The 15153-nt window shown below is 37.0% G+C and carries 14 protein-coding genes; 6 read left to right on the forward strand and 8 right to left on the reverse strand.

Going from position 1 to position 15153, the window contains the following annotated elements; all coding sequences use genetic code 11:
• Window position 1: 1 nt before the first annotated feature.
• From GJ691_RS15615 to recR, 4 genes are all read right to left on the reverse strand, one after another.
• Entirely contained in the window at window positions 2-916 is a 915-nt protein-coding gene (locus tag GJ691_RS15615; RefSeq protein ID WP_154368524.1) for a carboxypeptidase-like regulatory domain-containing protein, read from the reverse strand.
• Window positions 917-1693, reverse strand: coding sequence for a 3'-5' exonuclease (locus GJ691_RS15620; RefSeq protein WP_154368526.1), 777 nt, complete (start codon window positions 1691-1693; stop codon window positions 917-919). It lies immediately after the preceding gene.
• Window positions 1694-1850: 157 nt separating this feature from the next.
• A complete protein-coding gene (locus GJ691_RS15625; protein WP_154368528.1) occupies window positions 1851-3203 on the reverse strand; it encodes a dihydrolipoamide acetyltransferase family protein in 1353 nt (450 codons plus the stop codon).
• Between the two features lie 82 nt (window positions 3204-3285).
• Window positions 3286-3906 (reverse strand): recombination mediator RecR, encoded by a 621-nt coding sequence (gene recR / locus GJ691_RS15630; RefSeq protein ID WP_154368530.1) that lies wholly within the window; start codon window positions 3904-3906, stop codon window positions 3286-3288.
• Window positions 3907-3964: 58 nt separating this feature from the next.
• On the opposite strand from recR, the gene GJ691_RS15635 reads away from it, so the two are divergent.
• Window positions 3965-5434, forward strand: coding sequence for a sodium:solute symporter (locus GJ691_RS15635; RefSeq protein ID WP_154368532.1), 1470 nt, complete (start codon window positions 3965-3967; stop codon window positions 5432-5434).
• Between the two features lie 55 nt (window positions 5435-5489).
• Here GJ691_RS15635 and GJ691_RS15640 read toward each other — a convergent pair whose 3' ends face one another.
• From GJ691_RS15640 to GJ691_RS15655, 4 genes are all read right to left on the reverse strand, one after another.
• Window positions 5490-5849, reverse strand: a complete 360-nt coding sequence (locus tag GJ691_RS15640; RefSeq protein ID WP_154368533.1) for a CoA-binding protein — start codon at window positions 5847-5849, stop codon at window positions 5490-5492.
• A gap of 490 nt (window positions 5850-6339) precedes the next feature.
• Window positions 6340-7347: a 3-oxoacyl-ACP synthase III family protein gene (locus tag GJ691_RS15645; RefSeq protein ID WP_154368535.1), complete on the reverse strand. Its 1008-nt coding sequence runs from the start codon at window positions 7345-7347 to the stop codon at window positions 6340-6342.
• Window positions 7348-7469: 122 nt separating this feature from the next.
• A complete protein-coding gene (locus tag GJ691_RS15650; RefSeq protein ID WP_154368538.1) occupies window positions 7470-8780 on the reverse strand; it encodes an ABC1 kinase family protein in 1311 nt (436 codons plus the stop codon).
• Window positions 8781-8805: 25 nt separating this feature from the next.
• Complete coding sequence (locus GJ691_RS15655) at window positions 8806-9465, reverse strand: TetR family transcriptional regulator C-terminal domain-containing protein (protein WP_154368540.1); 660 nt, start codon at window positions 9463-9465, stop codon at window positions 8806-8808.
• A gap of 338 nt (window positions 9466-9803) precedes the next feature.
• Here GJ691_RS15655 and htpG point away from each other — a divergent pair, with 338 nt between their 5' ends.
• The 5 genes from htpG (at window position 9804) to GJ691_RS15680 (ending at window position 15039) form a co-directional block, all read left to right on the forward strand.
• Window positions 9804-11690 (forward strand): molecular chaperone HtpG, encoded by a 1887-nt coding sequence (htpG, locus tag GJ691_RS15660; RefSeq protein WP_154368542.1) that lies wholly within the window; start codon window positions 9804-9806, stop codon window positions 11688-11690.
• A gap of 32 nt (window positions 11691-11722) precedes the next feature.
• On the forward strand, window positions 11723-12136 hold the full coding sequence (locus GJ691_RS15665) for a DUF2141 domain-containing protein (RefSeq protein WP_154368543.1): 414 nt from the start codon (window positions 11723-11725) through the stop codon (window positions 12134-12136).
• A gap of 969 nt (window positions 12137-13105) precedes the next feature.
• Window positions 13106-13435 carry a helix-turn-helix domain-containing protein gene (locus tag GJ691_RS19585; protein WP_179955141.1) on the forward strand — a complete coding sequence of 110 codons (330 nt, stop codon included), beginning with the start codon at window positions 13106-13108 and terminating at the stop codon, window positions 13433-13435.
• 597 nt (window positions 13436-14032) lie between these two features.
• Window positions 14033-14665, forward strand: a complete 633-nt coding sequence (locus tag GJ691_RS15675; RefSeq protein WP_154368547.1) for an MOSC domain-containing protein — start codon at window positions 14033-14035, stop codon at window positions 14663-14665.
• Window positions 14666-14685: 20 nt separating this feature from the next.
• Entirely contained in the window at window positions 14686-15039 is a 354-nt protein-coding gene (locus tag GJ691_RS15680; RefSeq protein ID WP_154368549.1) for a DoxX family protein, read from the forward strand.
• Window positions 15040-15153: the final 114 nt, after the last annotated feature.

A 15153-nucleotide genomic window follows, 5' to 3' on the forward strand; every position in this document is an offset into this window, starting at 1 on the left:
ATTACTCTTTGGATAATTTGACACTAATGGCCGGAATCAGGTTTTTGGTATTGTCCTTGGACCTAACCTTAAAATCAGTCCATTCACCCATTCCATAAACCATGGCTTTATAATTTTGGTTTTTATTATAAACAGCTCCAAAAGTTGGGGCAAACCGATCTTCAATCACTTTCTTATTAGTTAGAGGGTGAATTAAGGTATTCTTATACCAGTTATAAGGCACGAACAACCATTCAACACCTACATAAATTCCTTCTTGCGGAATTTTCATATTCAGGGCACCAAGGTCTATGGATACAAAATCTTCCTCCACATTAGACTCCAAAACCATACTTTTTCTCAATATATCGGTTTTAGGTTTTTTAGTCTCTGAATCAACATCATAAATTCGCAATCGAAATTTTGCCGTTGGCCTATTGAATTCCGAATTCTTTTGAAAAAACACCGTTACCTTTTCCATGTATTTCTTCTGCGCTCCGATGTTTGGAAAATACAAGGCCAATACCCAAGGAGTCGAGGAAGATGAAAAACCACTGGTAAGGCTATAACTACTTATTGGATTGAGGACATCGGAGTTTCCTAAAGATTGGGAAACCACGACCTCATCCAACTCATAAGACTCCTCGACCATATCAAACCGTTTCATCTTATAAATGTTCTTGGCCACCACGATGGTATCTTTATACCCCAAAGAAGAAATATGAATTTGTTTATCTAAAAAAGGAGTTGGAATATCAATAAAGAAATGCCCTTTTTCATCTGTCGATGTTCCTTTTAAGGTATTAAGAAAACTCAGGTTCACGTAGGGAATGGGCTCTTTCGTCTTATGATCATAGACATGCCCTTCGAAAAGCACCTCTTGACCATGAACACCAATAGCACAAAAAAGAATAAAAAGAAGTACGAAAAATCGCATTTAACTCAACTTGTTATTTAATCTGCTCAATTTTATCTGGGTCAGGACTTTTTTGGTATACAAAGGAAAATCAGCATTCAATATCCACCCGAAATATCCTGGCTCCTTATCCAATACATCGAGCACTTTTTTTCCTTTATGCTTTCCAAAGGCGAAAACTTCCTCTTCGTTTTCATCCAAAGCAATGAATCCTGCAAAATCAACCATCTTCTTATGTGTTGAGAACTCAGCCAACATTTTAACATTGTTCTCCAATTCGGGATAACGTTGCAATTGGGACAAAAGCACCTCATAAGTTGCATTCGTATCAGCTTCGGCACTATGTGCGTCGGTAAGGTCTTTATCGCAATAGAACTTATAAGCAGCTTCGAGGGTTCTTTTTTCCATCTTATGAAAAATGGTCTGCACATCTATAGACAACATATGCTTCATATCAAAATCAACATCGGCCCGTAGCATTTCCTCCGCCAACAAAGGAATATCAAATCGGTCGGAATTAAAACCTCCGAGATCACTATCCTTGATCATTGCGTAAATTTCCTTTGACAACTCCTTAAATGTTGGTTCATTGGCCACCTTCTCATTTGAAATTCCATGGATTTTCACAACCTCATCGGGAATTTTGACCCCTGGGTTCACCAACCAAGTTTTACTCTCCTTATTCCCGTTAGGATATACTTTTAAAATGGATATCTCTACAATTCTATCATGGGCCACATTGGTGCCTGTTGTTTCCAGATCAAAAAAACATATCGGTTTTGTAAGTTTTAATTCCATTCCTTCTTAAAATTTGAACAAAGATAAGTTTTAGAAAACTTTGAGCGAATGAATACCCTTAATAATTGTTTACACATATATTGACTAAGGAATAGCAATATACATCCGAGTAACTATGACAATTTAGAAATTAATCAGGTGGGGAGACTTCCGTTTTCTAAATCTCCCTGTTCATATCCCATGCTTCAAGGTAATCGGCTACGGCCTTTATGAACATACTGCCCAAAGCACCATTCACGACCCGATGGTCGTAACTATGGGAGAGAAACATTTTACTGCGAATACCAATAAAATCCCCTTCAGCTGTCTCAATTACAGAAGGCACTTTCCTAATAGCACCAAGGGCTAAAATACCCACTTGGGGCTGATTGATTATGGGTGTGCCAAAAACACTACCAAAAGTACCCACATTAGTAACGGTGTACGTACCATCCTGCACCTCATCTGGTTTTAATTGGTTGTTTCTAGAACGCTCCGCAAGATCATTGACCACTTTGGTCATACCAACCAAGTTCAATTGATCGGCATTTTTAATAACGGGAACGATCAGGTTACCATCGGGCAACGCTGCCGCCATTCCTATATTGATGTTTTTTTTCTTCAAGACCGTATCTCCTTCAACAGAAATATTCATCATCGGATATTTCTTTAAAGCCTTTGCAACAGCCTCCATAAATATTGGTGTAAACGTTAGTTTTTCACCTTCAGCATCAAAAAAAGAATCTTTTACCTTGTTTCTCCAATTAACTATTTTAGTCACATCTACCTCTATAAAACTCTGTACGTGAGCAGATGTAGAAACACTTTCTGACATATGTTTCGCAATGAGTTTACCCATACGAGACATTTCCAAGACTTCTACGCCTTCTGAAGAAACAGGTCGAGAGGGTTGTGGCTTATCCTTGGAAACAGACTGCGTACTTTCAACCACTTGCGCATGTTGCTTTTCTATTTTAGGTTCTACGGAAGGTACTCCAGAAGAATTCCTTGACGATACAAATTGTAAAATATCACCTTTGGTTACCCTACCTTCTGAACCGGTACCTTTGATCGCATCCAACTCTTTTAAAGAAATGCCTTCTTGTTTGGCTATATTTTTAACCAATGGGGAATAAAAACGTTCCGAAGAACTTTGTTTTTGAATAGTACTGCCCACTGTCTCCTTGGCCACTTCTATGCTTTGGGAAATTTCACCTACAACCTCAACCGGTACTTCAACCTCTTCTTCATCAGTATCACCTACCTCATCAGCACTTTCCATTTGGTCGCCTTCAACCTCTATTACGGCAACCACATCACCCACCTTTACCACATCATCAATATTGAACAGTTTTTCAACCAAAACGCCATCCACTTCACTGGGCACTTCGGAATCTACCTTGTCAGTGGCTATTTCAAAAACTGCCTCATCCATTTCAATAGTATCGCCCACTTCTTTCAACCATGAGGTCAATGTTGCCTCTGCAACACTCTCTCCCATTCGCGGTAATTTCAATTCAAATTTTGACATATTGTTAAATTATACACGGTTTTAGATGAATTATTTGCAAAATTAATAAAAAATAAAGCAAATTAATTCATTAGATGTAATCTTAGTTTGTTTTCAATGAATTTTCAAACGGAATCCTGTTCAGTATACTACGCCCCAAGGTTACCTCATCAGCATATTCCAATTCATCACCTATAGAAATACCACGGGCAATGGTCGATGTTTTTATATCCAACCCCTCGAGTTGTTTATAAATATAGAAATTGGTCGTATCCCCTTCCATGGTTGAACTTAGTGCAAAAATCAATTCTTTGATATCCCCTTCCTTTGCCTTTTTGACCAAAGATGATATGGTCAGCTCTTGCGGGCCAACTCCTTCCATGGGCGAGATCTTTCCTCCTAATACATGATAGAGTCCATTATACTGACCTGTATTCTCAATGGCCATGACATCCCTGATATCCTCTACAACACAGACAACTTGATCATCCCGCTTTGGATTGGAGCATATTTCACAAACCTCAACATCGGAAATATTGTGGCAACGGCTACAGAATTTAACCGAATTACGTAAATCTTCCAAAGCAGAGGCCAACCGCATGGTTTGCCCATTTGGCTGTTTCAATAAATGAAGAACCAATCGCAAGGCCGTTCGTTTACCTATTCCCGGTAACTGGGACATTTCATGAACAGCATTCTCCAAAAGTTTTGATGAAAAATCCATAGCAACAAAATTACACACTATTTTTGCTTTTTGTACTTTGCATTTGAATTAAATTTATATGACAGCAACCCATATCCTGCTTCTTATTGGAGCTTACTTCATTGTACTTTTATTAATTTCCCATTTTACCGGAAAAAACGATTCGAATGCTGATTTTTTCAAGGCCGGCAAACAATCGCCATGGTACTTGGTTGCCTTTGGCATGATAGGCGCATCCTTATCAGGAGTCACGTTTATATCGGTTCCAGGATGGGTAGAGGCCTCCGAATTCAGTTATATGCAGGTGGTCTTCGGTTATTCGCTGGGTTATTTTGTCGTCGCTTATGTGCTGCTGCCCGTTTATTATAGGCAAAACGTAACTTCGATCTACGAATATCTCGATGAAAGATTCGGGTTCGTGAGTTATAAAGTCGGTGCCATTTCATTTTTTGTTTCACGTGTTCTGGGTGCCGCGTTTAGGTTGTTCTTAGTGGCCATAGTACTACAACAATTCGTTTTCGATACTTGGAATGTTCCTTTTGAACTCACCGTAACCTTATCTATTTTACTAATCTGGATCTACACATTCAGAGGAGGAATCAAGACCATTGTATGGACAGATACTTTACAAACCTTGTTCATGCTGGTTTCCGTAGGGCTATCGATCTACTTCATACTTGACCAAATGAATTGGAGTTTTATGGATTTTTTATCCTCTTCAGAACTGAAAGAATACAACAAAACATGGTTTCTCGAAGATTTTTCACAGAAAAACCATCTAGTAAAATCTTTTTTAGGCGGAATGTTCATAACGATATGCATGACAGGTTTAGACCAGGATATGATGCAAAAAAACCTCACCTGTAAAACACTGAAAGATGCCCAAAAGAACATGGTTAGTTTTAGTATTGTATTGGTTGCAGTGACCTTTCTTTTTATGCTCCTTGGAGCCCTTCTTTTTATTTATGCCGAAAAATTCCAGATTGCGGTTCCTTTGATGGACGGCAATCCAAAATCCGATCTTCTGTTTCCTGAAATCGCTTTGAACAGTGGGTTGGGTATGACCGTAGCAGTTACTTTTATCCTTGGTCTCATTGCCGCGGCCTACAGTAGTGCCGACAGCGCACTAACATCACTGACCACCTCGTTTTGCGTAGACTTTTTAGGTATTGGGCATAAGCCGGAAATCATGAAAAAGAAAATAAGAAAGGCCACGCATATTGGCATGAGCCTTTTACTGATTATTGTAGTCATAGCATTTAAACACATTCTTGACACTAATGTAATCGACGGACTTCTACAAGTAGCCTCATATACTTACGGCCCTTTACTCGGTCTTTTCGCATTCGGTATTTTCACAAAACATCAAATCAAGGATAAATACGTTTGGGTTGTTGCCCTTGTCTCTGTTATAATTTGTTATATCTTGGGTAAATTGCCCCCTGAAAATTTGGGCGGCTATGTTTTTGGTTATGAATTACTTCCCTTGAACGGACTTATAACCTTTATTGGCCTGCATTTAATACGAAAAAAAAGTAGCGATCAATAACCCATATCAAACCAAATAAACTTTTTGATATGAAGAAAAACGACAAAAACCATCTTTAATATTGATCGGTTGCCAACATTACCAAAGTACAGGCAACAACAGCCTCAATGTCATTTTCTGCCAATAATTTATAAAACTCAGGATTTTCGGTCCCTGGGTTAAAAATTACCCTCTTTGGTTGTAAGTTAATGATGTCATTATAATATTCTTTTTGCCTTCTGGGATTTAAATACAAAGTAATTGTATGTATATTTTGGATATCATTTAAATTGGCCTTAATTTGCACCCCGTGAATTACCCCTACTTGTAATCCGTATGCCTGTGTAGCAATTTCTTTGCCGACCAGTCGTTCAATTGCCATATTGCTATAACGGTCTGGTTTCAATGAAGCCCCAAAAACAAGTGTGTCTTTCATATGTTAAAATTGTTTAGTAAGTGTAACTTTTTGAATAAAAGTACGTCTAATAAATAATACGAATATTACTGTAACAAAATATAAGGTCGTTGATGAAGCTATATGTTTATAGTTAATGGTTAGTGTTTAGTATAGCATATCAGCGAAAGGAACCCTGACGGAAACGTCAGGGTTTTATATTTTAATTCTTTACGTTTCTAACCCTGCCCCCCTTCTTTTGTAAGCTTTTAAAGCAAAAGAAGTCGATTATACCTATTCGTTCTTGTTCAGGAAAGAACGTTAAAGTTAGATTTATCGGTAACAAAAACTGAGAAATTCCGTCTTTATATATAGAAAGGAATCAAAAAAACAGATAGGTTCTTAATTAAATACCTAAAAGATTTGGCGAATTCTTCATGGAATGATGGTTGGTTGATTCCAGCAAAGGTTTGCCAAGAAAAAACCCTGACGAAATTCGTCAGGGTTTTGATTTTTATTCCAAGGTGTTATTTTACCATCGTATTATGACACTACCCCAAGTAAACCCGCTACCAAAAGCAGCAAGGACAACCAAATCGCCGTCTTTTACCTTACCTTGCTCCCAAGCTTCTGTTAAAGCAATTGGAATAGAGGCCGCTGTGGTGTTACCATATTTCATGATATTATTGAATATTTGATCATCTCGTAATCGAAATTTTCTTTGGATAAATTGCGAAATTCTCAAATTGGCCTGATGCGGTATCAAAAGATCAATGTCTTTCTCAGTAAGACCATTGGCGGTAAGACCTTCCATAATCACCTCACTAAAACGAACAACGGCATTTTTGAAAACGAATTGTCCGTTCATATATGGGTAATAAGAGGTTTCTTCAGGATCGTTGTCCTTTATAATATCGGTAATCCATCTTTTTCCCATACCGGGTGCAACCAACGAAAGCTCTTCTGCATGCTCGCCTTCAGAGTGTAAATGGGTAGATAAGATACCTTTAGAATTATCTTCTTCCCTTGAAAGAACCGCAGCTCCTGCGCCATCACCGAAAATTACGGTAACCCCTCTCCCCCTAGTACTAAAATCGAGCCCGGTAGAATGGACTTCGGAACCAATGACCAGGACATTTTTGTACATGCCGGTTTTAATATACTGATCGGCAACAGAAATACCATAGACAAAACCCGAACATTGGTTTCTTACATCTAAGGCCCCAACTGTTTTTATCCCCAGTTCTCGTTGAACCAATACCCCTGGACCTGGAAAATAAAAATCCGGACTAAGTGTGGCAAAAACGATAAAATCAATATCGTTTTTGTCTATACCTGCTCTTTCTATAGCTATTTTAGCTGCTTTTACCCCCATGGTCATGGTAGTATCATCCCCTTTTATAACGTGTCTACGCTCTTTTATCCCGGTACGTTCTTGGATCCATTCATCATTGGTATCCATTACCTTGGCTAAATCATCATTGGTGACAACGTTTTCAGGTACAAAATACCCGAGGCCTGTAATTTTTGAATTATACATCTTGAAGTCTGTTTAGGTTTGTGTCATAGATTGCGACAATCTATACGGGTGCAAGGTAGTGATTGCTCCGCTTTTAATCAAAACATAAAACAACAGTTATCCGAACAACCGATACTTAGGTATTAACTAAGATAATTTTTAAAATTATTTACCTGAACCGTTGCTTTAAGGTCGTACAAAAGATTAAAAAGGCCGAAAAAAGTTCGGTTCATATAGAGAAAATGTTTAGATCCCCTATTACCGTTCATTTTTCGAATTTGAGGATCCGTTGAATAACGTTGGCTAAGGTCAGCTATTTTGGCCCAAAATATATCCGAACCAAAATCAAAGACCTCCTCATTTAACGGTGAAGTAAACAGGGTCAACATTTCCTTGAAGAGCTCCTTGAAAAAAATGAATTCTTCTGGCGTATCAGCGGAGGTCAAAATCTCAAGTTCATACAACTTTTCAACAAAGACCGAGTCATTGGAAATATTCTCCTTTTTAGACAATTCAAAATAAGGTACATAAAACTCATCGGGAATCTCTTTAATACAACCAAAATCTATGGCAATCAAGGTTTCTTGATTACCCACAAGGAAATTTCCGGGATGGGGATCCGCATGAACCTTGCGCAATGCGTGAATTTGGAACATATAAAAGTCCCATAAGGTCTGTCCTAGCTTATTGCCTTGTTCCTTTGTAAAACCGGCCTTAGCAAACTCACTTAAATGAACCCCATGCATCCAATCCATGGTAATGATACGTTCGCTGGACAGGTCTTTATAATATTCTGGAAATTCTAAATTGGGTATAACCGAACAAGATTCGGTAATCTCAATACTTTGCTTCAACTCCAATAAATAATTGGTTTCTTCAACCAATTTATGCTCCATCTCCTTAAAATATTTATCCGAATCCTTACCTTGAAGATTGAACATACGAATAGCAATAGGTTTAACCAAGGCCAAATCGCTACTTATACTCTCGGCAACTCCCGGATACTGGATTTTTACTGCCAATTCCTTTCCGTCTTTAGTTGCTTTATGCACTTGGCCTATACTGGCCGCATTGATAGAATCCCGATCGAATGTATCGAAAATATCTTCCGGATATTTACCTAAATACTGCTTAAAGGTTTTACGTACCAATGGGGCGGATAGCGGAGGAACCGAAAACTGTGAAAGGGAAAACTTTTCGACATAAGCCCGCGGCAGTAGGTTTTTCTCCATACTCAACATTTGGGCAACTTTTAGGGCGCTGCCCTTAAGACTTTTAAGTCCGTCATAAATATCACCCGCATTATCCTCATTCAGTTCATCCTTACTATGGTCAGGGTTCACCAACTTTTTGCCGTAATATTTTGCATAATTACCCCCTATCCGTACTCCTGTCTTCACCAGTCTACCGGCCCTTTCTATCTTTCCTGTGGGAATCTTATCAAGTGTTTTCAATACGTTATCGGCTTTAAACTAACAATTAAACAAAGGTTTCTTTATAAAGGAATTTCCCGAAATCTATGATATTTTCCAGAGGTGTATTATCGAAAACATCGAAAATGGTATTTACCGACTTTTCTATTGCCATATCGGTTTTTTCGAACCCTTTGGATTCATCATCTTTCCAGAACTTCAATAAAAACAAAAATTGAAACCATGCCCCTTCTGAAAATAATTTAGGATTGAACTTTGTTATTTTTAAAGTTTTATCGGCATTACCATCCTCTATCAAAATGGTTGCAAAATTCTTGATTTGCTTGCGCAGTCCTTTTAACTGTTCCAAGTTTTTTAAAGGGTTATCTTCTTGGTGTAGGGCAAGGAGCACATAACTACGGTTCAAGGTCAATAGTTCGAAAAAAGAATAGAAAAAGGTCAACATCTTATCCTTATTCGAAAAATCGTCGAATTCCTTGTTCTTACGAAGTAAATCTTCTGTATTCTCGAAGAATACACTCCAAATTCGTTTAGGAATCGATTCAAGCGAACCGAAAACCCCGTAAAATTCAGCTTCGGTAATCGAATGCCTTTTACAGAATTTATATACGGACCGTGGTTGGGTTTCATTCTCCAGCACATCATCCATATACATGGTAATTACATCATTTTCTGTAAGTTTCTTTGTTTTTGCTTTTGCTCCCATAGCATATATATATTAATAAATTGGTATAGAATAAAACCGATTCCTTACGATTCGATAGCAGAAAAAACGCACTTTCATCTGAAAGCACGTTTTCAAACAACCTAACCACTAAAACCTGGTAGTAATTGGTTCAACATGACTTTTCATAGCAAAATCAATTCCCAATCCCTACAAAGATAAGACTTGTTTAATCTTTTAGATTATTAATTAAACAAAATTTTTGTTAAATTTTGAGTCACAGAAATTTAAGTACTTTACCGTGTCAGTTTGTCACCCTTTATAAGTATGGTATTTTTTTTGACAGGTAAGTTTAGATAAATATTAAAAAACTATATAAAATGGCAACAGGCAAAATCAATGTTTCAGTTGATAATATCTTTCCTTTAATAAAGAAGTTCTTATACAGTGATCACGAAATTTTTCTTCGTGAGCTTATTTCAAATGCTACGGATGCGACCCTTAAACTTAAGCACCTTAGTTCTATAGGTGAGGCCAAAGTTGAATATGGCAATCCTATAATAGAGATCAAGGTTGATAAAGAAGGTAAAAAATTACATATCATTGACCAAGGTCTCGGAATGACCGAAGAGGAAATTAAGAAATACATTAATGAGGTTGCCTTTTCAGGTGCAGAGGAGTTTTTGGACAAATATAAGGATGCAGGTAAGGAAGCCGGTATCATAGGACACTTTGGACTAGGTTTTTATTCCGCATTCATGGTGGCCGACAAGGTTGAGATCATTACCAAGAGTTTTAAAGATGAACCTGCCGTTCATTGGTCTTGCGACGGTTCACCTGAATTTTCTTTGAAAGAGAGTGATAAAAAAGAAAGAGGTACCGAAATAATTCTTCATATAGCCGAAGATTCTACAGAATTTTTGGAAGAAGGAAGAATTTCCGAATTGTTGAAGAAGTACAATAAATTTATGCCTATCCCGATTAAATTCGGAACAAAAACGGAAACCTTACCAAAACCTGAAGGTGCAAAAGAAGAAGACCCTGCACCGACCAAAAAAGTTGATAACATTATCAACAACCCCAACCCTGCTTGGACCAAACAACCGGCCGATTTAAAAGACGAGGATTACAAGAGCTTCTATAGGGAGCTTTACCCGATGCAGTTCGAGGAACCTTTGTTCCATATTCACTTGAATGTTGATTATCCTTTCAACCTTACCGGTATTCTTTATTTTCCAAAACTAACGAACGACCTTAGTGTTCAGAAAGACAGGATCCAACTGTATCAAAACCAAGTTTTCGTAACCGACAATGTTGAAGGTATAGTGCCTGAGTTCTTAACCATGCTAAGGGGTGTCATAGATTCTCCGGACATTCCTTTGAACGTTTCACGTTCTTATTTACAGGCCGATGGTGCCGTTAAGAAAATATCGTCTTATATCACCAGAAAGGTTGCCGACAAATTAAATTCGCTCTTCAAGAACAACCGTGAAGAATTTGAGGCAAAATGGAATGACATTAAGATCGTGATCGAATACGGTATGCTTTCCGAAGAGAAATTTTTTGAAAAAGCCGACAAATTTGCCCTTTACCCAACTGTAGATGGTAAATTCTACACTTTTGACGAAATGAAAGAGACTTTAAAGGAAAACCAAACCGACAAAGACGATAAATTGGTTATCCTTTACGCATCTGACAAAGAAGCCCAACATAGTTATATCGAAGCCGCTAAAGCAAAAGGATATGAAGTCTTGTTGATGGATTCACCGATTATCAGCCACTTGATGCAGAAATTGGAAACTACCAAAGAGAACCTTTCTTTTGCCAGGGTAGACGCTGATCACTTGGACAATCTAATCAAAAAAGAAGATACGCAGATCTCCAAACTTTCCGATGAGGAAAAAGAACGTCTTAAAACCAACTTGGAAGAGGTTATTACCGATAAGGGATACACCATTCAGATGGAGGCTATGGACAGTGATGCCTCACCTTTCATTATTACCGAACCCGAATTTATGCGCAGAATGAAAGAGATGCAGCAAACAGGTGGCGGAGGAATGTTCGGAATGGGCAATATGCCAGAGATGTACAATCTTATCGTGAACACCAACCATGAACTGATAGGGGAAATCCTAAACACTAAAACGGCTAAGAAGAGAGAACGTTTGATCAGTCAATCCTTGGATCTGGCAAGATTATCAAAAGGCTTACTCAAGGGAGAAGAGTTGACCAATTTTATTAAAAGGAGTTACGAAATGGTCAAATAGTTTGGCTACATTTGGCTAAACAACTTCGATAAATGAAGCGAATAATAGTAGGGATAGCACTCCTTTTGGGGTGCTTCTCATTTGCCCAAAAGGCACATCTTAGCATTAAGATAGAAGGCATAGAGTCTGAAAAAGGCAAAATACTTTACACTGTGTTTTCCGACAGGTCAGGTTTTCCAAGTGATGTGGACAAAGCTATCGAAAAGGGCTTGGTTCGTATTGAAAACGGCGAAGCCGACATTGATCTGGACCTACCCAAAGGAGAATATGCCGTAATGGTTTTTCATGATGAAGATGATAATGACGAGCTTAAGACCAACTGGTTCGGAATGCCCAAGGAAGGAGTCGGGAATTCAAACAACCATAAGGGAATACCCAGTTTTAAAAAATCGGTTTTTAAATTGTCAGATGACAAGACCATAAAAATTAATTTGTTTTACATGTAGTCTATCATCAATTAAAGAAATGTCTTTTTTAATATTGATAAAACCGAGGTTCTAACCTTGGTTTTTTTTTGCCCAATTATCCATTCAGAACAATTAAAATTGCTAACAGTTAATTTCTTATAATTCTAATGCGTATATTAAGATTCAAATTGTAGCTTAATCTATATGTTCGGACCATATGAAATCGATTATAACCTCCAATCGTTTTTGGATATTTTAGGCTTAACACAAGGTATCACCTTAGGGTTCTTGTTATTACTATTGAATTACAAACATCATAGAAGTACTTTTTTTCTAGGTCTTTATCTTCTTTTGTTTTCTTTAAAGTTGGCATATTTTATTCCAAAGGGTTTAAATCTGGAACACACCTTTCCGGAACTGTTCTTACTACCATTTAATTTTTCGTGGTTGCTCTTTCCTGTTTTCTTTGTTTATACTCAAAAAATATCAGTTTTTTCTGATAAAAAAATAAAATTCTGGGTACTCTACCCAGGCTTGGCTTCTTTTGCTCTCCAAGTCTTGATTTACTTTCAACCTTATTCCGTAAAACTATTAATTGCCGACAGTCCAATGTATAAGTTGGTATTTACCTTTTTAGGCATTTTTTATGCTTGGACAATTGGGATTTGGAATTTAATACTATTGAAAAAACATAAAATCGAAGTAGAAAATACTTTCTCGAGTATTGAATACAAAGTCTTGCATTGGGCCCGGTTTTTCTTGATATATAGTATAACAACATCTATAATCATTCATTTACTTTACTTCCTTTCACCTCAAAATTATTTTTTTAAAATTATTTTTTCAATAATAGATCTTATAGCAATTTATTGGGTTGCTATTAATGGTATTAAACAGCGGGATGTTTTATCAGTCTTACCAAAAAACATCACAAAAGAAAACAATGCCGATTCGTCTACACAACGAATTGACATCCCCATGTATTCGAATGAAAGTCATAATAATTTTATGAAAGAAATAGATAAATATGTAAAAGAATCCGAATGTTTCACCCAAAAAGAATTAACCATAATCGATTTGGCCGAGAATCTAAATGTCCACCCGAAACGCATCTCTACAACCATAAATTCTGTTTTATGTCAAAATTTCAATAATTACATTAATGAACTTCGAATAAAAAAAGCGCAAGCCCTACTGAAAAGCAAAAGTTCAAAAAAATTGAGTATTGAAGGTATTGGGCAAGAAGTAGGCTTTCAAAGCAAAAGTGCTTTTTATTCAGCCTTCAAAAAATTTACGGGCACTACCCCGACAAAGTACAAGGAAAAAAATAGGCTATGAATTTAAATCTTGAATAAAATGTCATTGGTTCAATCAATATTACGAACTATCATTAAAGCCTAATTAAGGGAGTTCTTTCCTTTATGAATAATGTAAAAGGCCCTGTTTTAGGGTTAATCTGTACTTATTTCGGAAATCAGGACAGAAACTAACCCTAATATTTTGGTAGTTTTAAAGCACTCTGGCATATTTACTAAAAAAACTATGTTTTCATCCAATAAGGGACTGGTTCTATTGCTATTTTTGATTTGGTCTTTGTTTATTGCCTATGAGCTTCAGATACAATCCGCAATAAAGGATTACCCTAACTCAATAATCCGTATTGACCTGATTTTATTACCATTTCTGATTATTTTGTCAGGTTATATGATTTATGTTTTACTCAGGGAGCAGAACCCTAACAACAATTAATTATAATACTTTAAAATTTATAATTCTGTTAAGCGATTGCATATCTAAATAAATCAATTTGTTTTGTTTGCAACTACCATATTCCTAAATTAAGTGTTATTGACTTTTTCATGGTATAACATCTTTTATTACAAATAAAATCTTAAAACCACTGTTGATTATACAGTGGTTTCCTATTTTTATAACATGAAGGTAATCGCCACCAATATTGGAAAACCCACGACCATTTTGTGGAATGGAAAAGAAGAGCTGACCGGAATTTACAAGTATCCGACTGAAGAAGCCATAGTATTGGGCGGGACAGATGTTGAAAACGATACGGTAATTGACAGAAAACATCATGGAGGCCCGAACAAGGCCTGTTATTTGTTTTCAGCTGATCAATATCCGTATTGGAAAGGCAAATACCCCCATTTGGACTGGAATTGGGGCATGTTCGGTGAAAACCTTACTGTTAAAGGCTTAGATGAGACCAAACTATGTATTGGGGATATCTATCGTATGGGCTCCGCATTAGTTCAGGTTTCCCAACCTAGGGAACCTTGCTATAAACTTGGTATTCGCTTTGGCACCCAAGAAATCCTAAGACAATATATTGACCACGGCCATCCGGGCACCTATGTACGAATACTTGAAGCAGGGAAAGTAAATGAAAATGATTCTTTAACGCTAGTTGAAAAATCAGAAAATCCCCTTACCGTACAGCAGTTTTACCAACTTATTTACGCAAAATATAAAGACCCTAACATTGTAAAATTAGCTATAGAAAACAAGGCCCTTCCTGAATATAAACGGGAACGTTTAAAAAAGTATCTTTAATTATTACGTAATCAGAAATTATGGAAGCCCCTTGGCATCTTTATATCATGGCCGTTATGTACATCACTGCCGGCATCATGCATTTTGCCAGGCCTAAAATCTACCTTCGCATTTTGCCCAGATATATACCTTCGCCAAAATTAATGGTTGCACTCAGCGGTCTGGTCGAGATACTTGTAGGCCTAGGACTTTGTTTTTCTTTTTCAAAGGTATATTCCGTATACTTGATTATTGCAATGCTCACGGTTTTTCTCTTGGTCCATTTTTATATGCTTAGTAATGAAAAAGCCGGTGCTGGTATACCTCGATGGATTTTGATTTTAAGAATACCCATTCAATTCGTACTCATATATTGGGCGTATTCGTATTTATAAATAAAAAAAGAGGACCGTTAAGTCCTCTTCTCTCCTAGAATAAAATTAAAACTAACTTAATCAATCTTAATACTGTTGTAAAAAGTATCGCTACCTTTCTTTACTTTGATAATA

The organism is Maribacter luteus (assembly GCF_009674825.1).
Lineage (GTDB): Bacteria > Bacteroidota > Bacteroidia > Flavobacteriales > Flavobacteriaceae > Maribacter_A > Maribacter_A luteus.

Excerpts from the sequence above, each read along its gene's own strand:
- GJ691_RS15615 (WP_154368524.1), bottom strand. The coding sequence starts at position 916 with ATGCGATTTTTCGTACTTCTTTTTATTCTTTTTTGTGCTATTGGTGTT.
- GJ691_RS15655 (WP_154368540.1), bottom strand. The coding sequence starts at position 9,465 with ATGGGAGCAAAAGCAAAAACAAAGAAACTTACAGAAAATGATGTAATT.
- GJ691_RS15665 (WP_154368543.1), top strand. The coding sequence starts at position 11,723 with ATGAAGCGAATAATAGTAGGGATAGCACTCCTTTTGGGGTGCTTCTCA.
- GJ691_RS15620 (WP_154368526.1), bottom strand. The coding sequence starts at position 1,693 with ATGGAATTAAAACTTACAAAACCGATATGTTTTTTTGATCTGGAAACA.
- GJ691_RS15640 (WP_154368533.1), bottom strand. The coding sequence starts at position 5,849 with ATGAAAGACACACTTGTTTTTGGGGCTTCATTGAAACCAGACCGTTAT.
- GJ691_RS15625 (WP_154368528.1), bottom strand. The coding sequence starts at position 3,203 with ATGTCAAAATTTGAATTGAAATTACCGCGAATGGGAGAGAGTGTTGCA.
- GJ691_RS15680 (WP_154368549.1), top strand. The coding sequence starts at position 14,686 with ATGGAAGCCCCTTGGCATCTTTATATCATGGCCGTTATGTACATCACT.
- GJ691_RS19585 (WP_179955141.1), top strand. The coding sequence starts at position 13,106 with ATGAAAGAAATAGATAAATATGTAAAAGAATCCGAATGTTTCACCCAA.
- htpG (WP_154368542.1), top strand. The coding sequence starts at position 9,804 with ATGGCAACAGGCAAAATCAATGTTTCAGTTGATAATATCTTTCCTTTA.
- recR (WP_154368530.1), bottom strand. The coding sequence starts at position 3,906 with ATGGATTTTTCATCAAAACTTTTGGAGAATGCTGTTCATGAAATGTCC.
- GJ691_RS15645 (WP_154368535.1), bottom strand. The coding sequence starts at position 7,347 with ATGTATAATTCAAAAATTACAGGCCTCGGGTATTTTGTACCTGAAAAC.
- GJ691_RS15635 (WP_154368532.1), top strand. The coding sequence starts at position 3,965 with ATGACAGCAACCCATATCCTGCTTCTTATTGGAGCTTACTTCATTGTA.
- GJ691_RS15675 (WP_154368547.1), top strand. The coding sequence starts at position 14,033 with ATGAAGGTAATCGCCACCAATATTGGAAAACCCACGACCATTTTGTGG.